Source organism: Streptomyces sp. NBC_00154 (genome assembly GCF_026342835.1).
Taxonomy (GTDB): domain Bacteria; phylum Actinomycetota; class Actinomycetes; order Streptomycetales; family Streptomycetaceae; genus Streptomyces.
This window is the reverse complement of the sequence record NZ_JAPEMI010000002.1, coordinates 1,419,861-1,441,961: the sequence shown is the minus strand read 5'-3', so window position 1 is coordinate 1,441,961 and position 22,101 is coordinate 1,419,861. Positions and strand designations below refer to the sequence as shown.

22 protein-coding genes and 2 pseudogenes are annotated in these 22,101 nt (G+C 68.7%); 11 read left to right on the top strand and 13 right to left on the bottom strand.

All coding sequences use genetic code 11. From position 1 onward, the window contains the following. Positions 1–95 precede the first annotated feature (95 nt). Positions 96–779, bottom strand: a complete 684-nt coding sequence (locus tag OHA03_RS43190) for a TetR/AcrR family transcriptional regulator (RefSeq protein WP_267009384.1) — start codon at positions 777–779, stop codon at positions 96–98. Between the two features lie 173 nt (positions 780–952). Here OHA03_RS43190 and OHA03_RS43185 point away from each other — a divergent pair, with 173 nt between their 5' ends. From OHA03_RS43185 to OHA03_RS43175, 3 genes and pseudogenes are all read left to right on the top strand, one after another. Further along, entirely contained in the window at positions 953–1,633 is a 681-nt protein-coding gene (locus OHA03_RS43185; protein ID WP_267009383.1) for an SDR family oxidoreductase, read from the top strand. 132 nt (positions 1,634–1,765) lie between these two features. Next, positions 1,766–2,310: pseudogene (locus tag OHA03_RS43180) on the top strand (cysteine hydrolase family protein). Positions 2,311–2,482: 172 nt separating this feature from the next. Further along, complete coding sequence (locus OHA03_RS43175) at positions 2,483–2,848, top strand: DUF4440 domain-containing protein (RefSeq protein ID WP_267009382.1); 366 nt, start codon at positions 2,483–2,485, stop codon at positions 2,846–2,848. Positions 2,849–2,952: 104 nt separating this feature from the next. Here the strand turns inward: OHA03_RS43175 and OHA03_RS43170 are convergent. The 4 genes and pseudogenes from OHA03_RS43170 to OHA03_RS43155 all read right to left on the bottom strand — a co-directional run. Continuing rightward, positions 2,953–3,250 (bottom strand): annotated as a pseudogene (locus OHA03_RS43170) (pyridine nucleotide-disulfide oxidoreductase); the annotation flags it as partial. A 22-nt stretch (positions 3,251–3,272) separates the two neighbouring features. Further along, entirely contained in the window at positions 3,273–4,052 is a 780-nt protein-coding gene (locus OHA03_RS43165) for an MIP/aquaporin family protein (protein WP_267009381.1), read from the bottom strand. 38 nt (positions 4,053–4,090) lie between these two features. Further along, the gene (locus OHA03_RS43160) at positions 4,091–4,405 is read right to left on the bottom strand and encodes a helix-turn-helix transcriptional regulator (protein WP_267009380.1); all 315 of its coding nucleotides are present in this window, start codon (positions 4,403–4,405) and stop codon (positions 4,091–4,093) included. 395 nt (positions 4,406–4,800) lie between these two features. Beyond that, positions 4,801–5,010 (bottom strand): hypothetical protein, encoded by a 210-nt coding sequence (locus OHA03_RS43155; protein ID WP_267009379.1) that lies wholly within the window; start codon positions 5,008–5,010, stop codon positions 4,801–4,803. A 61-nt stretch (positions 5,011–5,071) separates the two neighbouring features. Here OHA03_RS43155 and OHA03_RS43150 point away from each other — a divergent pair, with 61 nt between their 5' ends. After that, entirely contained in the window at positions 5,072–5,491 is a 420-nt protein-coding gene (locus tag OHA03_RS43150) for an arsenate reductase ArsC (protein ID WP_267009378.1), read from the top strand. A gap of 418 nt (positions 5,492–5,909) precedes the next feature. Here OHA03_RS43150 and OHA03_RS43145 read toward each other — a convergent pair whose 3' ends face one another. Further along, a complete protein-coding gene (locus OHA03_RS43145; protein ID WP_267009377.1) occupies positions 5,910–6,863 on the bottom strand; it encodes an ABC transporter permease in 954 nt (317 codons plus the stop codon). A 209-nt stretch (positions 6,864–7,072) separates the two neighbouring features. Between OHA03_RS43145 and OHA03_RS43140 the strand changes: the two genes are divergently transcribed. Then, on the top strand, positions 7,073–7,546 hold the full coding sequence (locus OHA03_RS43140; RefSeq protein ID WP_267009376.1) for a MarR family winged helix-turn-helix transcriptional regulator: 474 nt from the start codon (positions 7,073–7,075) through the stop codon (positions 7,544–7,546). Between the two features lie 535 nt (positions 7,547–8,081). On the opposite strand, the gene OHA03_RS43135 is transcribed toward OHA03_RS43140, so the two are convergent. From OHA03_RS43135 to OHA03_RS43115, 5 genes are all read right to left on the bottom strand, one after another. Further along, entirely contained in the window at positions 8,082–8,765 is a 684-nt protein-coding gene (locus OHA03_RS43135) for a TetR/AcrR family transcriptional regulator (RefSeq protein ID WP_267009375.1), read from the bottom strand. A 109-nt stretch (positions 8,766–8,874) separates the two neighbouring features. Then, positions 8,875–9,810 (bottom strand): hypothetical protein, encoded by a 936-nt coding sequence (locus tag OHA03_RS43130; protein ID WP_267009374.1) that lies wholly within the window; start codon positions 9,808–9,810, stop codon positions 8,875–8,877. Beyond that, the gene (locus tag OHA03_RS43125; RefSeq protein ID WP_267009373.1) at positions 9,807–10,295 is read right to left on the bottom strand and encodes a hypothetical protein; all 489 of its coding nucleotides are present in this window, start codon (positions 10,293–10,295) and stop codon (positions 9,807–9,809) included. Before OHA03_RS43125 ends, OHA03_RS43130 begins: the two co-directional genes overlap by 4 nt. 9 nt (positions 10,296–10,304) lie before the next feature. Beyond that, the gene (locus OHA03_RS43120; protein ID WP_267009372.1) at positions 10,305–11,522 is read right to left on the bottom strand and encodes a macrolide family glycosyltransferase; all 1,218 of its coding nucleotides are present in this window, start codon (positions 11,520–11,522) and stop codon (positions 10,305–10,307) included. Next, a complete protein-coding gene (locus tag OHA03_RS43115; protein WP_267009371.1) occupies positions 11,519–12,397 on the bottom strand; it encodes a patatin-like phospholipase family protein in 879 nt (292 codons plus the stop codon). The genes OHA03_RS43120 and OHA03_RS43115 overlap by 4 nt, the downstream gene beginning before the upstream one ends. Positions 12,398–13,492: 1,095 nt before the next feature. On the opposite strand from OHA03_RS43115, the gene OHA03_RS43110 reads away from it, so the two are divergent. The 3 genes from OHA03_RS43110 (at position 13,493) to OHA03_RS43100 (ending at position 15,737) form a co-directional block, all read left to right on the top strand. Further along, positions 13,493–14,614, top strand: a complete 1,122-nt coding sequence (locus OHA03_RS43110) for an IS630 family transposase (RefSeq protein ID WP_267007604.1) — start codon at positions 13,493–13,495, stop codon at positions 14,612–14,614. A 9-nt stretch (positions 14,615–14,623) separates the two neighbouring features. Continuing rightward, positions 14,624–15,097 carry a carboxymuconolactone decarboxylase family protein gene (locus OHA03_RS43105; RefSeq protein ID WP_267009370.1) on the top strand — a complete coding sequence of 158 codons (474 nt, stop codon included), beginning with the start codon at positions 14,624–14,626 and terminating at the stop codon, positions 15,095–15,097. 364 nt (positions 15,098–15,461) lie between these two features. Then, on the top strand, positions 15,462–15,737 hold the full coding sequence (locus OHA03_RS43100) for a hypothetical protein (RefSeq protein ID WP_267009369.1): 276 nt from the start codon (positions 15,462–15,464) through the stop codon (positions 15,735–15,737). A 462-nt stretch (positions 15,738–16,199) separates the two neighbouring features. Here the strand turns inward: OHA03_RS43100 and OHA03_RS43095 are convergent, their stop codons facing one another. Continuing rightward, positions 16,200–17,114, bottom strand: a complete 915-nt coding sequence (locus OHA03_RS43095; RefSeq protein WP_267009368.1) for a helix-turn-helix transcriptional regulator — start codon at positions 17,112–17,114, stop codon at positions 16,200–16,202. Between the two features lie 240 nt (positions 17,115–17,354). Between OHA03_RS43095 and OHA03_RS43090 the strand changes: the two genes are divergently transcribed. The 3 genes from OHA03_RS43090 to OHA03_RS43080 all read left to right on the top strand — a co-directional run bounded on the left by OHA03_RS43090 (position 17,355) and on the right by OHA03_RS43080 (position 20,927). Then, entirely contained in the window at positions 17,355–18,803 is a 1,449-nt protein-coding gene (locus tag OHA03_RS43090) for an MFS transporter (protein WP_267009367.1), read from the top strand. A 151-nt stretch (positions 18,804–18,954) separates the two neighbouring features. Then, the gene (locus OHA03_RS43085) at positions 18,955–19,989 is read left to right on the top strand and encodes an alcohol dehydrogenase catalytic domain-containing protein (protein ID WP_267009366.1); all 1,035 of its coding nucleotides are present in this window, start codon (positions 18,955–18,957) and stop codon (positions 19,987–19,989) included. Between the two features lie 86 nt (positions 19,990–20,075). Further along, the gene (locus OHA03_RS43080; RefSeq protein WP_267009365.1) at positions 20,076–20,927 is read left to right on the top strand and encodes an aldo/keto reductase; all 852 of its coding nucleotides are present in this window, start codon (positions 20,076–20,078) and stop codon (positions 20,925–20,927) included. A gap of 200 nt (positions 20,928–21,127) precedes the next feature. Here OHA03_RS43080 and OHA03_RS43075 read toward each other — a convergent pair whose 3' ends face one another. Further along, entirely contained in the window at positions 21,128–21,934 is an 807-nt protein-coding gene (locus OHA03_RS43075) for a maleylpyruvate isomerase family mycothiol-dependent enzyme (protein ID WP_267009364.1), read from the bottom strand. Positions 21,935–22,101 lie beyond the last annotated feature (167 nt).

Genomic DNA, 22,101 nt, shown 5'->3' with positions numbered 1-22,101 from the left:
CCCCGGCGGACCCGAGTTCAGCCGCAAGCCGTGCCTAAGGCGAAGCCCGGACTACATCGCGGCGATCCGCTGCTCCGGTGCGGGCCACCTGCGGATCAGGTGTCCTGGGCCGGCGGAGTGAGGCCCGCCGGACTGGCGCGGAGCATCGCCTCGTACAAGGCGGCATCCTCAGGCGGGTCGGGCAGCGGGCCACGGGCCGGCGCCTGGAAGGACTGGATCAGCAGCGCAACGAGACGGCGCCAGGCATCCGGCGCGGCGTCGCCGGCGAAGTTGACGACGCCCGCGTTGGCGATGAGCACGATGACAAGGTCCTGGTTCGTGAAATCCTCACGCAGTCGCCCGCTGTCCTTGGCGCGGGCGATGAGGGCCAGAAATCCCTTGAAACTCTCGGCACGGCGCTCCTCCAGAGTTTTGGCCCCAGGAAACGTCATGGTCAGCACGTCGGCGAAGCCACGATCAGCCGCCTGCATGGCGCAGATCGCCTCGACGAACCCGGTGAATCCCTCCCAGGGGTCGGGCACGTCGAGAGCATCGTTGACGGCGGTGACGTAGGCGTCCATACGGTCGGCGAAGACAGCGGCGACCAGTTCCTCCTTGCCACGGAAGTGCCGGAAGATCGTAGCGATCCCCACTCCTGCCTCGCGGGCCACGGAGGCCATCGAGGCGCCCAGACCATCGCGCCCGAACACCGTGCGCGCAGCGGCGATGATCCGCCCTCGGTTGCGCTCGGCGTCGCTGCGCAGGGGCTGGCCATCGGAGTGCTGGGTGCCAGGGGTCATGACGGCCACTCTAGCAATCGGAATGCCCTATCCGTTTCTAGTGTTACGCTGGCGGAGCAGAAAGGGAAAGGGCTATCCGTTTCAAAAACGGAAAGCCTTATCCGGATACGGGTTGGGCGCTGTCCGGCGCCGCCGCCCGACACCCTCAAACGAAGCTTTACGGAAGGATCGTCGTGACCAGCATCGCCATCATCGGAGCCGGCCCCCAGTTGGGCCTGGCCATCGCCCGCACCTTCGGCGCCCACGACTTCGACGTCGCCCTGATCTCGCGCAATCGCGCCAAGCTCGACGAACTCGTCAGCCAGCTCACCGCTGAGGGCATCACCGCTGCGGCGTTTCCCGCGGACGTACTCGACCGCGACGCCCTCACCCAGGCCCTCAAGGATGCAGCCGCGCGGTTCGGCGGCATCGACGTCCTGGAGTACTCCCCGGTGGGATCGTTCGGCTCCACCGCCCTGACGACCCCCACCGGGACGGACCCGTCCCACGTGCAGCACGAGATGGAGTTCCAGCTCTACGGGGCCATTGCCGCCACCCAGGCGGTGCTGCCCGCCATGCGCGAGACAAGCGCAGGCACCCTGCTCTACACCACCGGCGCCGGGTCCATCGACCCCGTACCGGAGGTCGGCAACGTGAACGCCGCCGCGGCAGCGCTGCGCAACTGGGCGATCAATCTGCACAAGGAACTGGCCGGCACCGGCATCCAGGCCGCACACGTCGGCATCGACGTATCCATCGGCACCGCCGTCATCGAAAGCGCGCTCCCCGTGGCCCCGCCCGAGGCCATCTCCCCCGTCTACTGGGAGCTGCACACCACCCACCGCGACCAGGCCGAACGCGTCTTCAGCATCTGACACACCCCGGCCGCCCTGGCGCCTTCCGGTCGCAGTCACTGGGGGCGCCAGGGCACAGGCGGGCTCGGTGTGACAATCCTCGTGCTACGGCGCCAGCTGCCGCGCTCCGTCCCCCGCCTTGAGCGAAGGCCAGTGACCAACCCCGCCCTGCTCGTGATGGACGTCCAGCAGGCCATCACCGAGCGCGTCCCCGGCCCCGACTACACACCGCGCGTCGCACGAGCCGTCACCGCCGCACGGACCGCGGGCGTCCCCGTGGTGTACGTCGTCCTCGGCTTCCGCCCCGGCCACCCCGAGACCAAGTCCAGCCCCTTCTTCAACACCCTGCCCGACGGCACCTTCACCGACGGTGACCCCGTAGCCGCCATCCACCCCGATGTCGCGCCCCGACCGGGCGAGAGCATCGTCACCAAGAAGCGCGTCAGCGCCTTCGCCGGCAGCGACCTCGACCTCGTCCTGCGCGGCGGCGGCATCGACCCCCTCGTCCTGACCGGCCTCGTCACCTGCGGCGTCGTCCTGTCCACCCTCCGCCAGGCCGCCGACCTCGACTACCGTCACCGGCCTGCCGACGGCTGCGGCGACGCCGACCCTGAGGTCCACCGGGTGCTGACCGAGAAGGTCTTCCCCGCCAGGCCGACGTCACCACCATCGACGCCTGGATCTCCGACCTCACCTGACACCCCACCGCCCGCAGGACTGCGAAGAGCCGGGGCACGTCCACCCACCACAAGGGTCGACGCGCCCCGGCGTCCTCCGCTGTCCGCAGCGCTCCGGCGGAATTGCCGGCCCCGCCCTTCGGGCGAACCTAATTCGCTGTGACGTGATGAGGAACGTCCGTAGGGTCCGTGCATGGCAGACGAGAGTGAGCGTGCCGTTCAAGCGGCCGTTGAGGCGGAGATGCGGCTTCTCGACCCTGACGTGCGTGCTTCGCGGTCCCTGGTCTCGGAGCTCCTGGACCCGGAGTTCCTCGAGATCGGAGCGTCGGGGCAGCTCTGGGACGCGACGTCGATTCTCACGGTGACGAGTGACGGTTCGGTGGTCCCCGAAGCTCCGGTCAAGGTCAGCGAGATGTCGGGGGCCGTACTCGCTCCCGGCATCGTTCATCTGACGTACTTCGCCGACCACTGTGGGCGACGAGCATGGCGCAGCTCCGTGTGGCGTCTGACGGAAGCGGGCTGGCGCATGTACTTCCACCAGGGAACTTTGACGAGCTGAACGATCAGTGGCCGCCAATACCAGCTGGCCTTGCGACGGGGCGAGGCGGTCAGCCGGATGCCGAATGCGCGGCCGGACCCCGATCGCCACCCGTACGGGTGAGGTTCGCCGTCCGGAAGTACGCCCGCGACACGCACCGACCGCTGGACGGGCAGATCGTAGCGATTCTCGTGGTCGCGCAGGTACGACAGCACGTACGCCGTGTCCGGATCCTCCTCGCCCGCCTGCGCCGGCATGAGCCATCCCGGCGGCGAGGAGAACGCGGCCGGGGAGAACAGGTGCAGCGAGCCCAGGTCTGCTGCCCGGCACCGCCCGGCGTTAACCCGGCATCGAGATGACGAAGTCCAGGCCGAGCCGGCGCACGTGGTACCCGACGGCGAGCCCGGACTGGTCGCCGCCGATCGCTACGACCTGGGTCCCCGCGTCATACGGCGGGCTGCTCGGCGGCGTCCCGACCCGGCATGAAGATGAGCGCCACCAGCGCCAGCCCCACCACCGCGCCGACGAGCTGCACGCCGATGAAGCCCGCGACAGAGCCCGGTGCGATGCCCGCGAAGGTGTCGGTGAAGGCGCGGCCGATCGTCACCGCCGGGTTGGCGAAGGACGTCGAGGACGTGAACCAGTAGGCGGCGCCGATGTACGAGGCAACGGCCACGGGGGCAAAGCGCAGGCGGTCGGTCCGGGCCAGGCCGAAGATCAGCAGGATCAGTCCGGCGGTGGCGACGACTTCGCCCAGCAACAGGTGCCCGGCAGAGCGGTCGTGGGTGGACCACTTCACCAGCGGCTCGCCGAACATCGCATCGGCCAGAACGGCGCCTGCGATCGCACCGACGATCTGCGCGGGGACGTACACAGCCGCCTCCCGAAGGGTGACTCCGGCGCCGCCGCGCCGGGCGGTCCACCACTCGGCCAGTGTGACGGCGGGGTTGAAGTGCGCGCCGGAGACCGGACCGAGCAGCGTGATCAGGACGCCGAGCCCGAAGACGGTGGCCAGGGAGTTGACCAGCAGTTGGAGGCCGACATCGTGGGTCAGCTCAGTGGCCTGGATACCGGAGCCGACCACGACCGCCACCAAGGCCGCCGTACCGAACAGTTCGGCGGCCGCCTTGGCGACCAGCGGGGTACGGGGCGGGGTGGCGCCCGGCGCCGACTGCGGTTCGGCCGCTATGGGGGACCCCGTGGCGGACTCGTGGGTGGCGGTCAACAAAGACTCCTCGGTGCTGTCGCCTCGGGCGACGGGGATCAGGGGCAGGACCGCTTGACATTGCCCTCGGCGGTGGAGCGCGCGGCTTCCGCGAGGTCGGCGAACTGGCCGGCGAGGGAGGCGATGGCATCAGGCTTGAGCCGGTAGTAGGTGAACCGGCCACACGGCTCCGTCTCGACCACGCCCGCCTCCCGCAGCACCTTCAGGTGGTTGGAGAGATTGGTCTGCTTGGCACCCGTCTCCTCGACCAGGTGCGTGGTGCAGAGCGTCTCCCGGGCGAGCAGGGTCACGATCCGGAGCCTGAGCGGGTCGGCCAGAACCCGGATCAGGTCAGTGTCGACTGACGTCATCATGGGCTGATACTTTCACATCACTCCGAGCTGATACCAGCCCGGTCTGACCCCTTGGACCCGCACCCCAGTGAGGGGGATTGTCATGGCTTCACCGTTCCTGGGCAGTGAGCAGGAGTGAGTCCTGACTCACTGGCGCGCCCCGAACGGTGTTGGGCGCGCTGGTCCTCCGCTTTCGCATCCCGGTCGGCGACGCATATCCCGTATGCGGTCCGTCCCGGGCGGGCGGCATCCCTACGACCTGGCCATATGGGTGTGGCCAGAGGCGACGGGGAGGCCCCGAACCATCTCGCTGGTGACACGGGGGCCCCGACCGCTGACGCCACACCCGGCGTCCCAGATCGCACCGAGAACATTACGCACACCCCGCCAGCCATGCCCACAGACCGTCGCACCGTTCACTCAATCGTGCCCATGTTCGCCAAAGCAGCTTGTGTGCCCAGCAGTTGTGAACCCCCCGTTCCACCCGAAACGTCTCGCGGCCAAAGCGGCCCGCTGGCCGTCGCCACCTCGACTGGCCCGTCGCCGACCCTGAGGGCGCCCCGATCGCCGTCGTACGCCGCATCCGCGACGAGATCGACACCCGCATCACCGATCTGCTCGACCACCTGATCCGCCGTCCCGCACCGCCGGTTGAACCACCTGATCCACACACTGAAGGAAGAACCGATGTCCTCCAGCCCGCTCGCCTCCGTGCTCTTCGTCTGCGTCCACAATGCCGGTCGCTCGCAGATGGCCGCCGGATTCCTCAACCATCTCGCCGGCGACCGGATCGAGGTCCGCTCCGCCGGCTCCATCCCGGGTGACCAGGTCAACCCGGCCGCGGTCGAGGCGATGAAGGAACTCGGCATCGACATCTCCGACCAGAAGCCGAAGATCCTCACCACCGAGGCCGTGCAGGCGTCGGACTACGTGATCACGATGGGCTGCGGCGACGCCTGCCCGATCTTCCCCGGCAAGAATTATCTCGACTGGGCGCTGGAGGACCCGGCGGGCAAGGGTGTCGAGTCCGTCCGTCCGATCCGCGACGAGATCAAGACCCGCATCGAGGCCCTGATCTCCGAGATCGACGCCAAGCAGGAGGCGTGAGCACGGTGACCGCGGGAGACGTCATATGCCAACGCGGCCAACACCGACGCAGCGCGCGCCGCAGGCTGGACCGCCCTCCAATTCCGGAGTAGGGAGACCCCCGAAAAGCCCTGTGCCCACGAATCCAGTAAGGACGACACGGCATACGGCTCCGGCGGGCGCGGAATGCACCGGGCATGTGGATCCGTCGACCGATTGACGAGCGAGACCGCGAGGCGCGGGTTGACGGCCGTCAGCCACACGTCCTTCTTCCTCGGGCCCACCGCGCACGCGTCGCGCCCGACAGCCCGGAGGGCGGCACACTGCCGGAACCGTCCATCTTCCGCACCGGCCGCAGGAGGTGACAGCGGCGGCCGCCAGGCGCCGCACCTGGCCGGGTTGCGGGGCGCCGGGCCGGCTTCGGTACCCACCGGCGCCCTCATGGCCTCGCGGCGTGCAGGATCGCGGCAGATGCGGCGATCCGGTCGAGGAAGAACAGCGCCGCGATACACAGGGCGATCCAGGCCGAAAGAACCACAACACCGCTGACCAGCCCGTCGTGGTGGAAGTAGGCGATCCCGTCCAGTGCGCGGACGCCGACGCCCGGAGGCATAACCGAGGCGAGTGGTTTCAGCCAACCAGGAAGAAATTCGGGCGGCAGCACCCCACCGCTGCTGGCGTTACCCATCACGATCATGAAGATCGACGCCAGCAGAACTCCGATCGGGCCGAAGATCCGGATCAAAAGTATGGTGGCCGCCGCTACAGCCCCCGCCATCAGCGCCACAAGCCCCACGATGCCCAGAAAGGGACCAGGTATGGCTCCGAAGGCCGTACTCGCAATGAGTGCTGTCGCCAGCCCGCCAACGACCGCGAACAGCGCCAGACTGCTCACGCGCTGCCCGAAAGAGAGGCGCGGTGCCACTTGGTAGGTCATCTGACCGAAGAGAAACCCTGCCAGCACCAGCCCGAATGACGCGTAGAAGACCGATAGACCCCGGCTGTCTCCACTCGACAGCGGAAGGATGTCGATCACGGGCCACTTCCCCTCTGCCGGCCGACAGCCCTGGGTGCACAGACTGGCGAGCGGCGCCACCAGCGCGGACACCGCAGGACCGTTCGCACCCGCGTACACGATCTTGGGCTTGCCGCCGTCGGCCAACAACGCGGCATACGCCTGGCGGTGCTCAACCGCCCGACGGGCCGAGGCATTGTCCGGGTACCGGTCGACCTGGAAGCCGTCTGGCGAGACACGCTGCAGCCGAACGTCGAAATGTGCCGCGGTCTTGTCAGATGCGGCGACGGCGACCGGCAGCCGGTGCGCCTGGGGCGTATGGAAGGCGGCGAGGAAGACGCTGACGAAGACCAGGCCGATGGTCAGCACAGAGATCACGGGCTTGAGCACCGCCCGTGGACCGGTCAGCCCCGGCCGCTCGGGTGGGGCGTCACTCTGCGGACCTGGCTGGTGGCGGTGTCGCCCCGGCCCCGGGTCGATATCAGGGAATGGACCTTCGCTTGTGGACGCAGTGCTGAGCATGGGTTCCTCGGCCTTCATCGTGTAAGGTGACTTATATAAGTTACCTTACGCATGGAGAGGCATCGGTGGCGGTGAAGGATCCCAGCGAGCGCATCGGCTACCTGATTTGGCAGATCTCGCAGGCGTACACGCAACGCTTCGAACGGGCATTGCGCCCCCTCGGACTGACCCAGGCGCAATTCAGCACGCTCGTCCGATTGAGCCTGGACGGGCCTCTGTCCAGTGCCGAACTCGCCCGCCGATGCGGCGTCACCGCACAGTCCATGGGCACAGCGCTGCGGGGTCTGGTCGAGCGTGGACTGGTCGAGCGGCGTCCCCACCCCACGCACGGAAAGATCATCGAAATGTGCGTCACGGCCGCGGGCAACGCCCTGGCACTACAGGGCGAGACTGCGCTCGAACCGTGCGAGGAGGAGACCCTGGAACCGTTCCTGCCCGAGGAGCAGGAACAGGTGCGCACCCACCTCCGTCGCATGCTCGGCGCGCTCAACGCACAGGCGCTCGGACCGGGCAACTGGAATCAGCACGACGGGACATGAGCAGCGCACGGCCCAGCGCCGGAGGACGGGGAGAAGTCGATCTTCCCACCGCCTGCCAGATATCTTTTGCTCCGAAGCAAGGACGCAACTGGTCTGCGTCGATGTACGACTCAGTTCGGTTCTCCACGCGAGTAAATCCCACGACACGTCGCTCAGGGCGACCAGGGCGCATCCGCCGCCGCTCCCAGCGCTCACCCGGCCGGCCGCGCTCGTTCACGAACAGTAGGTACAACTCGGGGCTGAGCAGGCCGTACAGCAGGTCGGCGGCCTCCTCCACCGACACCTCCGGCCGTACGCCCGGCTTGCCGACCAACGCGTTCGCCGCACCTTGTTGGACGACATGACCCGGATCGACATCGTGCGGCCAGGGCGGCGACCTCCGGGACGCTCGCTGCCGCTGCCGCCAGGACCTTGCTGATCGGCGCGACCGCCTCCAGGACCGAAGTCGTGCCCACGAAGCGCCGGGAGGAGCAGCGCAGGCGGGGACTCGAACCGGGGCCGCGGCGGTGGCCCCTCCCGAGGACGCCCCGGCCGCCTACTCCTGGGGCGGCCGGTCGAAGTGGACCTCGATGGCGGGGACGAGCCACTCCATCAGATCCTCGAAGTCGAGTGAGGCCATCGGCTCCACCGCGAGGACGTAACGCAGCATGACAAGGCCGGCCAGTTGCGCGACCAGCGACGTGAACGCCGGTGTCCGCTCGGTCTCCTCAGGGGCGGTCCGGCCCAGGCACGACACGAAGGCCGCCTCGATCTGGTCGTGGAACGCCTTGGCGGCCGCCTCGTCCAACAGGCTGGTTCGGTAGACGGCGACCAGCGCGGGGCGGGTCGACTCGTCCTCCCAGAAGGAGAGGAACGTCCGGGCGATCCGCTCCCCGCGGTTCTTCAGCCCGGCTTCCGCCTCCTCGTCCATGAGGGAGTCGAAGAGGGTGGACATGTCGATCCGGGAGGAAACGGCGTCCTGGAAGAGGCCGTCCTTGTTGTTGAAGAAATGGTGGATCAGCGCCGGGTCCACTTGCGCCCGCTGGGCAATCCCGCGCATCGTGGTGCCCGAATAGCCCTTGGTGGCGAAGAGTTCGAGTGCGGCCGTGAGGATCTGGATTCTGGTGCTGCTCTGTCCCGGACGACGGCCGCTGCCCCGTGAGGGCCGCTTCCCGCGGGCCGTGGCAACGGGGCCGGCGGCGGGGTTGTTCGGGACGGGGCTTTCGGCTCCTTTGCTCATTGCCCTCTCCATGAGCAATTCGGCCGACTGGTCCCGGCGGAGGCACCCGACGAGGTCGACTTCGCACCATGCGTGCCGGACCCTGCGCTGCGCGCTCTGGTCGAGGCCCTCATGGCAACGGGTCCCCTGTCGCCGTGGTCGCGCTGCGGCCGGCGCGGATGAGCGCGATCACGGTGTGGGTGCTGCGGTCCAGGTAGCTGCGTCCGTCGGGCAGCTGGGCCCGCGGGCTGATGTAGCTACGCGGCCCGAGGTGGGTGGCCGGGTCGAGCCGATGCACGGTGATCTTCCCAGCGCGGCGGGCACGGTTCCATCCGCTGCGGCGGAACAGCCGCCAACGCTGAGGGAAGATCCAGGTGCCGACCCGCTCGATCCAGTCGCTCGCGCTGGTGAGCTGATGCACGTGCTCGGCATGGGTGAGGTCGTTGGCGCCGTTGTGGAAGCCACCGAGCGTGATCAGCAGGAGCGGGGAGCGTAGCTGGGTGTGCAGTTCGTCAACCGCGCCGGTGGCGACCTGGGCGCCACCGCTGTAACTGAGCAGCACCACGGGGATACCGCTGTCCGGCCGGTAGCCGGCGAGCCGGAGCTGAGTGGCGATCTGGCAGCCGACGGCTTGGTTGTACAGCGGGCGGTACCGGTGGTCGGCGGCGACGAAGATCTGCATGACATTGTGCAGGAACAGCAGCAGCCCGATGCGGCGGCGCAGCCACGCCCACACCGGCCTGTCAGCGAGCGGCTCGGCCAGCGGCGAGTAGGGCTGCACCTGACCCAGCACCCGCAGCTCCGGCGCTCCGGCGATCAGCGCCTTGACCAGCTGGCCGCCGTCCCTGGTGTCGCGGACGCGGCGTTTCCCGATCCCGTCCAGGTAGACCAGGTAGGCATCCGGGGGGCTGTCAGGGGCCGCGCCCCGGGCATAGGGCACGCCCTCCGGGAGCTCGGTGGCAGGGGCCCGCCAGCCGGCGCTGTAGGCCAGCACCTCGTAGCGGGCCAGCAGAGCTTCGGCGAGCAGAGCGGGCCCAAGTGCGCAGACCCAGAGGAAGTCGTTCATGCGATCGCCTCCGGTGCCCCGGTCGCGCTGATCCTCACGACCAGACGCCGCACCGCCTCTACGCCGGCGCCAAGCCCGGCCCCGGCGAGGGCCACGCAACCGGCGGCGCCCCACCAGCCCAGCCCGGTCGCCGTGGCGAGCGGGCCGGCCAGACCGGCCCCGACCCCCACGAAGAGCAGCAGGTGGAGCAGCGGCCCGAGCAAGGGAAATGCAAGGACGGCAGAAAGCACCAGCGGGGCGACCAGGCTCGGTGTCCACACCAAGCCCGCGTCTGACGGTGGAGAGGACAGCAACAGCTCGGCCAGGGTCCACGCGGTCAGCGGCCACAGCGCGAACACAGCACCCTCGACGAGGCCACCGGGCAGCAGCAACCCGGCCACGAAGGTCCGCGACATGCCGGGTCGGCGCGCCACCAGAGGCAGGATGCGCCCGGCGGCCTCCGACAGCCCGGCGAACAACAGCAGGGCAACAACGACAGGTGACATCACTCAGCCTCACTGTGACGGATCGACCGGAGCCGACTGACTGACCGAGCCGGCCGTATGCAGGTACCGCTCGAGTTCGTCGGCGGCACGCCGAAATCCACCCGCCTCGTGCTGGGCGACCTGCAAGGTGGTCACGGCCGCCCGGAACCTTTGGTCGTCCAGCAGACGCCGGGCGAGGACCCGCACGGAGCCCCCGGCGACGTCCTGGGTACGGACCGACAGGCCGGCGCCGAGCTCGACGACGCGACGGGCCACCATCGGCTGGTCAGCGCCCTGCGGGACCACCAGCATCGGAACCCCGGCGTACATGGCCTCGTTGACGCTGTTCATCCCGCCATGGGTGACGAACAGCGCCGCGCGGGCCAGCACCTCCGGTTGCGGCACGAAGCGGCGGGCGAACACGTTGGCCGGCAACGGACCCAATGCGGCGGGATCGGTCTGCCCGGTGGAGACGATCACGGTGCCGCCCAGCGGGGCAAGCGCGGTTGCGAAACTGCGCAGCAGCTGTGGATCGGCGTTGAACACGGTGCCCAGCGAGGCATACAGCACCGGGTCCTTCAGCCGATGGCCCGGGAACGACGGGTCGACCGGCCGGGCGCCGATGCTTGGGCCGACGAACCGGTAGGACCGGTCGAAGCCCTCGACGGCAGGCTGGAACGCCCGCGAGGTGTAGACCAGATTGAGCGGCTGGCGGATGTTCCCCAAGTCGAGCAGTGGCAACCCACGTGTGTCGAAGCGGCGGCGCAGCGCCCAGCGCGACCGCAGATAGCCCTGGAGGTTTCTGGGCCGAGCCGTCGCCGCGGCCAGCAGGTCCCACGAGCCGCGGGTGGGGCTGGGCACATGCCGATTGAACGCAAACGTGGTGAACGACGACGCCGCCGGCACGCCGAGTTCGCGGGCGGCGGCTGCGCCCCACAGACAGGCGTTGTCGTGGACGATCACGTCGGGCCGGACGCGGCGCAGGTCGGCGAGCACGGCGGGCAGCAAGCGGATGGCGCTGCCCGCAAGCCCCTCCATCAAAGTGACGGGCGTCGGCGGATCGGGAAGCGGCTGATCGCCCCCGGGGTAGAGGCACACAGTCGCGCCGGTGGCCTCGATCTCCTCACGGAACGCGGGCGAGGTGTGGTACGTAACCGAGTGGCCGCGTCGAACAAGCTCGGCCACGACCGGCAGCGTCGGGTTGACGCGCCCGTGCATGGGGATGTTGAGGAAGGCGAAGGTACTCACAGGCCGACCCCCAATACGGAGGAAATGGATGCCTCGCCCGGACTGGCCAATGGCGCCAGAGGATCGTCGGCCCGATACAGGCCCGGCCCACTGATGCGCAACCCGTCGAGAAAGCGCCCCGCCGTGAGGCACGCGGTGCTGATCAGCCGCTGTGAATGACCGAAGTCCCACGGGGCGGGCCAGGCCTCGACGCCGGTCGGCAGCACGACGGTCGGGATGTGCTTGGACACCTCGTGCAGGTCACGCTCGATCTGATGGTGCATCAGCAACAGCCCGGCCCTGGCGGCGATCGCACTGGCACGTCGGCGCGGGAGGGTTGAGCTCAACGGCGAGCTCTCCGGCCCGGTCGACAGCACCACCACGCTGGCCGCTCCGGCCTGCAGGGCCGCCAGTACCGGCACATAGGCGATCACCCCGCCGTCGACGAGCGTCCGGCCCTCACGATCCACCGGGGGCAGCATTCCGGGAATGGCCGTGCTGGCCAACAGCGCGGACTCGAGGTCTCCGTGGTCGAGCAGCGCCGGAGCGCCCGTGACCAGGTCCATGGCCACCGCGGTGAACGGGACCGCCAACTGCTCGATTCGCGACGGCAGCCCAGCCCGAGCAATCAATCGACGCAGACCGCGATCGGTGAAGACGCTGGCCCGTGAGGACAGGGAGCCGAGCGGATACACCTCACGGCGGCGCAACTGCGTCCACACGTGGTCCAGCCACGGCGCCGCCCTGTCGGGGTGGGCGGCCGCGATTGCCCCGGTGAGGGCACCCACCGAGGTTCCGATGATCAGGTCCGGGACGAATCCGCACTCCTCCAGCGCGTACCCGACACCAACATGCGCCGCTCCGAGCACGCCACCGGCGCCCACCACCGCGGCCACGGGACGGGGAAGGGCGCGCAAGCCCGCTGACGCCAGGCCCCCGGGCGGGTGGCTCGACAGCAGCGGACGCGCCCCCTTGTCGCCCCTCATGGTTCGACGCCTCTCATGGCCACGACCACTCGCCGAGTCGCCCCCGCTGAAGCCACGGCGCACCAATGAAGCTGACCTCCGGCGACAAGTAATCCTCATGATCCACCTTTCTCACCACGGCATCGAATCGGATTGGTTTCGCAAGCAAGACCGGGCGGCCGCCCGATCCATGGCACTGCCAGCCAGGCATCACGCCTCAGCTGGTCGGCATCTCTGCACTCGGCGATAGTCAAGCACAAGATGGTATTGAATGATACTGTCGTGAGTAATACGATAACGAGTGCAACGAAGGTGGTCACGTTGAGCAGGGAGATACGGAGATGCAAGACGCTCGGCGGATTCGCGAACGACGCCGTGAAGCTCACCAAGATCGAGAGCTACCGGATGGGCGCAGAGTGCCCTTCCTGGCGAGTCTGCGTGACACCCGCCTCGCGCAGCACTTCGAGGTGGTGGCCCAGGGTGGACTTGGCGACAGGGGCGCGCAGTCATCCCCACCCGCGTTGAGCGCCGCCGGAGACCACTCGGACGCTACCGATCCGCGTCGGGCGTCTGAGTGCGCCGAGCAGACGTGGCAAGGTGATCTCGCTCCGGGAGAGTACTGACGAGGGGGCAAGCAAGGCGCCAGATTGTCGCTTGCTCACCTTACGAACGTCGGGCCCTTTAGGCGTCAATGTGGTTGTTTCGGCGCCTCATCGACCGGGCCCCACTTCTCAGTCCGGCGAGGCGGCCCGGCCGACGCGCGGTGAACGGCGATGTCCGCGGCGGTGGGATGTGTGTACCAACGATCTCCCGCAGCGGGCCAACACCACGTGGAAACAGGCCTCTACCTGGTTCTTTGTCCTCGACCATGCCGGACCCCCCTTCCAATAAACCGTCGACGACAGGACGGATGGGACGTGCATCACGCCCGACTTCCTGTCACACCTCGCCGGGCCATCCCGGTCATTAGTGTGTAACCGCAACACAGCTAGTGTCCTGCGCCAGTAGTTGATCGTTAGTAGTTGCGTGACTTCTGCTGTTGGTGCGTCAGTTCCTCGTCGGGGCCCAAAGCTTCAACCGTTGCTGCTGTCTGATGACGAGCGGGCGGTGTTGGAGCGGTGGACGCGTCGGGCGACGTCGGCCCAGGCGCTGGTCTTGCGGGCTCGGATTGTGCTGGCGTGTGCGGGACCGGAGGTGCCGGCGATCATCGCGGTCGCCCGGGATCTGCGGGTGGCTGCGGACACGGTCCGCAAGTGGCGGCGACGCTTCCTCGCCGAGCGGCTGGACGGGCTGGTCGACGAGCCCCGGCCGGGCCGGCCGCCCACCATCAGCGTCGATCAGGTGGAGGCGGTGGTGGTCACCACGCTGGAACAGCTGCCGAAGAACGCCACCCACTGGTCGCGGACGTCGATGGCTCAGCACAGTGGTCTGTCGAAGTCGACCGTGGGCCGGATCTGGCGGCAGTTCCAGCTCAAGCCGCATCTGGCGGACACCTTCAAGCTGTCGACGGACCCGTTGTTCGTGGAGAAGGTCTACGACGTCGTGGGCCTGTACTTCAACCCGCCCGAAGGTGCGGTGGTGCTGTCGGTGGACGAGAAGTCGCAGATCCAGGCTCTGGACCGGTCTCAGCCGGTGCTGCCGATGATGCCGGGTATGCCCGAGCGGCGTACCCACGACTATGTGCGCAACGGCCTGACCACACTGTTTGCCGCGTTCGATGTCGCCACGGGTGAAGTCATCACTGCCCTGCACCGCCGGCACCGGGCCGTGGAGTTCAAGAAGTTCCTGATCCGGATCGACAAGGAGGTGCCCGCTCACTTGCAGGTCCACCTGATCGTGGACAATTACGGCACCCATAAGACTCCAGCGATCAGAGCCTGGCTGGCCAAACACCCGCGGTTCGAGCTGCACTTCACCCCGACCGGCTCCTCGTGGATCAACCAGGTCGAGCGGTGGTTCGGCTACCTGGCCCACCAGATGATCCGTCGTGGCGCACACAAGAACATCCAGGCCCTGGAAGCCGATATCCGGGCATGGGTCAAGGACTGGAACGAAGACCCCAAGCCGTTCATCTGGACCAAGACCGCCGAAGAGATCCTCGACTCCCTCGCCCGCTTCTGCCGACGGATCTCTGGCGCAGGACACTAGGAGATCATCGTGGAATCGCGTCTCAACTACTTCGGCAACCCCCTCGCCGCGAAGGTGCTGAAGCACATCAACTCGGCCGGCAAGGCAGTTTCGGACTCAGCGCTTCCGGCCGTGATACAGGAATTGGTGAAGATTCGCGCAAGCCAGATCAACGGCTGCGGCTTCTGCACCGACATGCACACCAAGGACGCCGCCCTGGCGGGAGAAACCCCGCAGCGCCTCAACCTGGTCGCGGCCTGGCGTGAGGCCACGGTCTTCACCGAAGCCGAGCGTGCTGCACTGGAACTGACCGAGCAGGGCACCCGCATCGCCGACGCAGCCGGTGGAGTCACGGATGCGGTCTGGGCAAATGCTGCCAAGCACTTCGACGAGGAGGAGCTGGTCGCCCTGATTTCCCTCATCGCCGTCATCAACGCCTACAACCGCATCAACGTCATCAACCAGCAGCCTGCCGGGGACTACCAGCCCGGCCAGTTCGGCTGACCGGCACCTGCCCCGGCAGCCACGCACAGTCCGTCTCCACGCCGCCCCGACCTACGGCGGGAGACGGACTACCGGCGTCAACTGATTCACTGGACCATGGCTTCGCCGCCTCGCAGCCCAGGACCACCATCGGTCGGCTCGCACAGGCCGTACACACGCCATCTCGGATCAATCTGCGCATGCCGCGGCCCAGTTGCCGGGCACACTCGTCCATCGCCGTCCCACCGTCCTCCATGCAGGAAACCGCACACATCGGCTCCAGCGGACTCGGCGTGATGGGCCGTAACCTGGCCCGCAACTTCGCCCGAAGGCGGCGGGCGAGCGGTTCGTCGCCGTCAGTGGGCCGTCGATCAGCTTGTTCGACATGGCGCAGATACTGCGCAAGCACTTCCCCGCCGCGGGCGACCTGCTGGCCTCCGCTGAACTGACCATCGAGCAGGGTCACGAGGCCGCGAAGACCGAGCCGGCCCTGCGGGAGGCAGCAGGTCTGCAGGGCCGGATCCCCGTCATCAGGAATAAGAAAGCCCGTTCGATACTGGGCTGGGAGCTCCGGAATGTCAGCGAGACGATCGTGGCGACCGCCGACGGCCAGATCCGGCTGGGGCTGACCCTGCCCGAGAACGACAGCCTCCAGTCGTGACCGACATGAAGAAGGCGGCCTCCCGTGTCACGGGGCCCAAGCGGCACGCTGGAAGAGAACGTGCTCGACCGGCGGAGCCGAACCCGTACGGTCAGCCTGACGACCTATCGCAGGGACGGCATCCCGGCCCTGACCCCGGTATGGCAAGCCGCCCATCTGGACGGATCCCGCCTGGAAGGTCGGACGGACCCGCTATGACGCACGGGGCGTCGTCACAGCGTCCAGCCACTGCGGCAGGATCCAACCCGGTGTGCCGAGCTTGAGCGGCCGGGCGAGGCTTCTGGACCAGGACGGCACCGACCGAATGCGACGACTGCTTGGCAGAAAAAAGTACCTGGCGGCAGAGCCGCGGAAACGGCAGGCGACTGCTCACTTCGTGCGGGACGGTCGGAGCAAGCCGAATCTGACAGTGGCCGCAGCGGTCGCGGCCGCAGAAGGCCCACCGTGCTTCGGCGCGCGGTGTCAGGACGGTGTGTGCGGGTTCGCCTCGTCGTTCGCGGCCGGGCGCGCCGCGGGTTGGGGCGCGGTCATGTCCAGCAGCAGCATGGCGTCGTGGTCGGGAGTGCCGGGTTCGGCGAGGTAGACACCGAGGCGCTGGCCCGGGGTGCCCTCCAGCTGCATGGACTGGGCGGCGAGCGTGATCGTGCCGACGTGCGGGTGGTGGAACGTCTTGTGTGCCGACTTGCGGCCGGTGACGTCGTATCGCTCCCACAGCTTGGCGAAGTCAGGGCTCTTGAGCAGCAGTTCGCCGACGAGGGCGGTCAGGTCGGGGGCGTCGGGCGCGGTTCCGGCCAGGGCGCGCAGGCGGGCGACGCAGGCGCGGACCTGCTTGTCCCAGTCGGGGAACAGGCTGCGGGCCGTGGGGTGCAGGAAGAAGTAGCGGGCGAGGTTCCGCTGCTTGGCGGGCCAGTCGTCCAGCCCCGCATACAGGGCCAGCCCTCCGGGGTTCCAGGCGAGCAGGTCCATGCTGCGGCTGATGACGTACGCCGGACTCGGGCGCAGCGTCTCCAGCAGCAGCTTCAGGTAAGGGCGCACGGTGCGGCTCGGTGCGGGCGGCGGCTCGGGCGCGTAGCGGGCGGCGCGGGCGGCCAGCTCCCGCAGATGGTGGTGCTGCTGGTCGTCCAGCTGCAGGGCGCGGGCGAGGGCGTCGAGCACGGAGGGGCTGGGGCGGGTCTCCTTGCCACGCTCGAGGCGGACGTAGTAGTCGATGCTGATGCCGGCCAGCGTGGCCAGCTCCTCGCGGCGCAGACCCGGGGTGCGGCGCAGGCCCGCGCCGACGGTGAGGCCGACCTGGTCGGGCGTGGTCTGGGTGCGGCGGGCACGCAGAAACCGGCCCAGCTCGGAGCCGCCGTCGCTGCTGATGTCCAGGGATGCCATGTACTTCAGTCTCACACCCTCTGACCTGTATGGCAGGCGTGCTGGGGGGCCCTGTCATTACCCCTGAACGCCATTCCCCTGCATAACCCGGCCTGCCTGTCCGGCGCGCGGGGCGGCACGGTGGATGACGTCGCCACTTCACCCCTCTCTAGTTGGAGCGCCCCCCTCGTGTACACCACCTGCCCAACGCCCCTCCCAGGGGCGGAACAGGCCACAGCGACGCGTCGTCCAGGCTCTGCCGTGGCACTGGGGGCCGCGCTGCTGGGGTTCTTTGTCATCACGCTGGACGCCTTGGTCGTCAACGTGGCACTGCCGTCGATCCGGAACAGTCTGGGCGGCGGCATCACAGGGCTGCAGTGGGTGATCGATGGCTACACGCTGATGTTCGCCGCTCTGCTGCTGTCGGCAGGCTCGCTGACCGACCGGCTCGGGGCCCGCCGCACCTTCGCTGTCGGCCTGGCCGTGTTCGTGGCTGCCTCCGCCGTCTGCGGACTGGCGCCGAATCTGGGGGTGCTTGTCGCCGCGCGGCTGGTGCAGGGCGCCGGCGCCGCGGTGATCGTGCCGTCCTCTCTGGCGCTGATTCGGGAGGCGTTCCCGGACGGGGGCAAGCGGGCGAAGGCGATCTCCGTGTGGGCGCTGGGTGGCTCCGTCGGCTCGGCGGCGGGTCCGGTCGCGGGTGGTTTCCTCAGTCAGGTCGATTGGCGGCTGATCTTCTTCGTCAACCTGCCCGTCGGCTTGATCGCACTGTTCCTCCTGGCACGCACCCACCGCTCGCCGCGCTCGGAGCAGGCGCCGTTCGACTGGACGGGACAGCTCTCGGCGATCGTAGCGATGGGCGCGTTGACGTTCGGGGCAATCAAGGCCGGTGCCGACGGCTTCACCGCGGTGCAGGCGATCGTCTCGTTCGCACTGGCCGTGGTCGCGGCCGTGGTGTTCGTTGTGGCGCAGGCCCGCGGCCCGCATTCCATGATCGGATTGACGCTTCTGCGCGAGCGCACCATGGTGGTCTCGGCCGCCATCGGCTTTGCGCTCAATGTCGGCTTCTACGGCATGATCTTCCTGCTCAGTCTTTATCTGCAGCAGGCCAAGGGAATGTCCGCGCCGGCCACCGGGCTGGCGTTCGTACCCATGACCCTGCTGACCGCGTTCATCAGCCCCACCGCGGCCTGGTTCGCCGCACGGTTCAGCCCCCGCATGCCGGTGATCACCGGGCAGGTGGCCATGATGGCCGGCCTGATCCTGTTGGCGCTCGTGCCCGCCTCCGCGCCGACGTGGCTGCTCATCGCCGCGATGGTCCCGGTCGGTGCAGGTGGTTCGCTGGCTGTCCCCGCCTTGACTTCCCTGCTGCTCGACCAGGTGGCAGCCGGGCGGGCCGGCACGGCCAGCGGCGTGTTGAACACCTCCCGCCAGATCGGCGGAGCGCTCGCTGTTGCGGTCTTCGGCGCGCTTATCGCCGACCATGACCACCTCGCAACGGGGCTTGAAACCAGCCTGCTCATCGCCGCCGCAGCACTCCTGCTCACCACCGCGGCGAGCTTTCTGCTCGGCCCACCACCCGCTCGTGAACCAACAGGCCACGCCGCCGGCGGCATCGAGCCGGCCACCGGGCAGATCGGCAAGCTCGGCAGCCTGCCCCCGGTTGTCGGCGCGACCCACACGCAAGCCGGGCGGCAGTTGCTCGAACGCTGACCCGGCCCCCACCCCGCACGCCTTCGTCCTTCGACCTGATGGCACCGGCCCGATGCCAGGACGTGCCCCGATCGTGCAGTACCAGGCCGAACTCCCAGAAACCCCCTCTCCGCCGCGAACGGCGGAATCCTCCAGAGCAGGAGCACCTTCCATGCGCGCAGCAGTGATGTACGGAGCCGGAGACGTCCGGATCGAGGACCGTCCCGACCCGAAGATCCAGCAGCCCACCGACGCCATCGTGCGCACCGTCCTGTCGTGCGTGTGCGGCAGCGATCTGTGGCCCTACAAGTCGATGCCCGCCGCCGACACCGGCCGCCCCATGGGACACGAGTTCCTCGGCGTGGTGGAGGAGACCGGTGCACAGGTCACCTCCGTCAAGCCGGGAGACCTGGTCGTCACCCCGTTCAAGTACTGCGACAACACCTGCGGCTTCTGTGCCAGGGGCCTGCACACCTCGTGCCGTCAGGGAGGCCGGTACGGCTTTGCCGACGTGGACGGCGGCCAGGGCGAGGCGGTGCGCGTCCCGCAGGCCGACGGCACCCTGGTCAAACTGCCCGTCGGCACCGACTCTGCAATGCTGCCCTCGCTGCTGACCCTGTCGGACGTGATGGGCACCGGTCACCACGGCGCCGTCACGGCCGGCGTCAGCCACGGCGACTCCGTGCTGGTCATCGGAGACGGCGCGGTCGGCCTCTGCGCGGTCATCGCCGCCAGGCGGCTCGGCGCCGAGCAGATCATCCTCATGGGACGGCACACCGACCGCACCGACCTGGGCCGCGAGTTCGGCGCTTCTGACGTCGTTGCCGAGCGCGGCGAAGAAGGCGTCGCCCGTGTACGGGACCTGACCGGCAGCGACGGCGTCGAGAAGGTGATCGAGGCCGTCGGCACCCGCCAGACGCTGGAGACCGCTCTCGGCGCGGTCATCGACGGCGGCACCATCAGCCGACTGGGCGTCCCGCAGTACGAAGAAGGGCCCGTCGGCCCCTCCATGATCATGCGGAACATCACCCTCACAGGCGGTGCCAGCCCGGCCCGCGCCTACATCGACGAGCTGCTGCCGGACGTCCTGGACGGCAGCATCGACCCCGGCCGCGTCTTCGACAGGAACTTCTCCCTCGACCAGGTTCCTGTCGCCTACCAGTCCATGGCCGACCGCCGCGTCCTCAAGGCCCTCATCACCCTCTGACCAGTACTGCCACCCGCGTGGTGCCGGTCCCTGGGCGACCACTGACCGGCCGGCCCCGCCCGCACCTCATTCGAAAAGGAAAACCGATGCAGACCGTCACCTTGAACAACGGCGTCGAAATGCCGATCCTCGGCTTCGGCGTGTTCCAGATCCCGCCGGAGGAGACCGAGCAGGCCGTCACCGACGCCCTCGCGGCCGGCTACCGGCTGCTCGACACCGCCGCCGCGTACCAGAACGAAGAGGCCGTCGGCCGCGCGATCAAGAACAGCGGCGTCCCGCGCGAAGAGCTGTTCGTCACCACCAAGTTGTGGATCCAGGACGCGCCGGCGCAGGGGAACACCAAGCGCGCCTTCGAGACATCGCTGAACAAGCTCGGCCTCGATTACCTCGACCTGTACCTGATGCACCAGCCGTACGGCGACGTGTACGGCCAGTGGCGCGCCATGCAGGACCTCTACCGCGAGGGCCGTATCAAGGCGATCGGCGTCGCCAACTTCTACCCCGACCGGCTCGTCGACCTCATCGTCAACAACGACGTCACGCCCGCGATCAACCAGATCGAGACCCACCCCTTTTTCCAGCGCACGGCCGACCAGGAGCTCATGGGCGAGCACGGGGTCCAGATCCAGTCGTGGGGCGGGTTCGCCGAAGGCCGCAACAATCTGTTCACTCACCCGGTCCTGAGCGGGATCGCCGAGAAGCACGGAAAGTCCGTGGCTCAGGTCGCGCTGCGCTGGCTGGTCCAGCGCGGCGTCGTCGCGATCCCCAAGTCGGCGCGCACTGAGCGCATGGCGGAGAACATCGACGTCTTCGACTTCGCACTCACCGACGACCAGATGGCGTCCATCGCCACCTTGGAGACCGGCGGCTCGCTGTTCTTCGACCACCGCGACCCCGCCGTTGCCGGCCAGCTCGGCAAGCGGCGCCTGGACAACTGACCGGTTGTGCCACCTGGCCCCCGCACGGAACCCGGGTGCACCAGCACGCTGACCTGGCTCAGCGAGCCGTCCTGGCCCGAGGCATCGAAGGGAACCTGGCCGGAGATCGCGATCAGGGGCCCGGACGCGACGACGGCGTGGGTGTAGTCGTTGGTGGGAGGCATGCCCTCGGGGCGCACGATGTGGCGCATCGTCACGTCCTACTCATCCGGGTCCCAGGCCAGGAGCAGGTCGAAGAGACGTCGGTCGCCGTCGAGCTTCAGGGAGTCCACCGGAATACGGCCGTACAGGGCCAGGACCAGCTCACTGGCCGTGCCCCGGAGGGAGGCGTCGGCCGTGTCCGGGTCCTCGTCGGCAGTTGTGGCGGGCATCGTGTCGGGCGTGGGGAGACGAGTGGTCCATGCACCGTCGGCGGAGAGCGAGAGGCGCCAGGAACCGCCCTCGGTGGCGTGGTAGTCGACGACAGCGGGCTCATGCGGCCAGGCGTCCGTCGTTGCGCAGCAGGTGGACAGGAACTCGTCGACACCGTCGAGTGCCGCCTCGTCCGGCAGCGGCTGTGGGGCGCCCAGGGTGATCTGGGCGTCGTAGGTGTGCACCGCGACCTCCTGGAGCTGGTGCCGGGCGACGGCACCGCAGGTCTGCGGCGACTGCGACCCACCCCACCACGTCCAGCAGCCGCGATCCGGGCCGGACTCCCGCAATGCGCTCAGCAGCTGCTCCGTGGACTCGGCCGACCAGGCAAGAAGGGCCTCGCGCTCCCGGGGCGCAGCCGGAGCACCCTCCGAAGCGGTCTCGGCAGGGCGAGCCTCGGCAGGCCCTGCGGCGACGGTGGCGGCCCAGCGGCGGTGCCCCTTGCCCAGGTGCTGCACCAGATCCAGCAGCGTCCACTCGGGGCAGGTCGACACCTGCACCTCGAGGCTGGGCGCGGAGGCGACCGCGGCCCGGAACGCGACCGACCGTTCGTCGATCAGCCGCAGCAGAACGGGGAACTCCAGAGTCCTTGCCACGCTGACTGTCTATCACCGTGCTCCGACAGCCGGACAGCGATTTTCGCGGCGAAGGCTCCCAGCGTGAAGCAACCCGCCCCAAGGCTCCGACCGCCCCTGCCCCCAAGGTTCCGGCCGCGCCGCCCCGGGTCACGCGATGGCTGAGTGCGGGTGGCGCCTCGGCCTCT

What these genes read in the sequence shown, in the direction of transcription:
- OHA03_RS43190 (WP_267009384.1), bottom strand. Translation starts at nt 779, where the DNA reads ATGACCCCTGGCACCCAGCACTCCGATGGCCAGCCCCTGCGCAGCGAC.
- OHA03_RS43175 (WP_267009382.1), top strand. Translation starts at nt 2,483, where the DNA reads ATGGCAGACGAGAGTGAGCGTGCCGTTCAAGCGGCCGTTGAGGCGGAG.
- OHA03_RS43160 (WP_267009380.1), bottom strand. Translation starts at nt 4,405, where the DNA reads ATGATGACGTCAGTCGACACTGACCTGATCCGGGTTCTGGCCGACCCG.
- OHA03_RS43150 (WP_267009378.1), top strand. Translation starts at nt 5,072, where the DNA reads ATGTCCTCCAGCCCGCTCGCCTCCGTGCTCTTCGTCTGCGTCCACAAT.
- OHA03_RS43135 (WP_267009375.1), bottom strand. Translation starts at nt 8,765, where the DNA reads ATGAGCAAAGGAGCCGAAAGCCCCGTCCCGAACAACCCCGCCGCCGGC.
- OHA03_RS43130 (WP_267009374.1), bottom strand. Translation starts at nt 9,810, where the DNA reads ATGAACGACTTCCTCTGGGTCTGCGCACTTGGGCCCGCTCTGCTCGCC.
- OHA03_RS43125 (WP_267009373.1), bottom strand. Translation starts at nt 10,295, where the DNA reads ATGTCACCTGTCGTTGTTGCCCTGCTGTTGTTCGCCGGGCTGTCGGAG.
- OHA03_RS43100 (WP_267009369.1), top strand. Translation starts at nt 15,462, where the DNA reads ATGGCGCAGATACTGCGCAAGCACTTCCCCGCCGCGGGCGACCTGCTG.
- OHA03_RS43095 (WP_267009368.1), bottom strand. Translation starts at nt 17,114, where the DNA reads ATGGCATCCCTGGACATCAGCAGCGACGGCGGCTCCGAGCTGGGCCGG.
- OHA03_RS43085 (WP_267009366.1), top strand. Translation starts at nt 18,955, where the DNA reads ATGCGCGCAGCAGTGATGTACGGAGCCGGAGACGTCCGGATCGAGGAC.
- OHA03_RS43080 (WP_267009365.1), top strand. Translation starts at nt 20,076, where the DNA reads ATGCAGACCGTCACCTTGAACAACGGCGTCGAAATGCCGATCCTCGGC.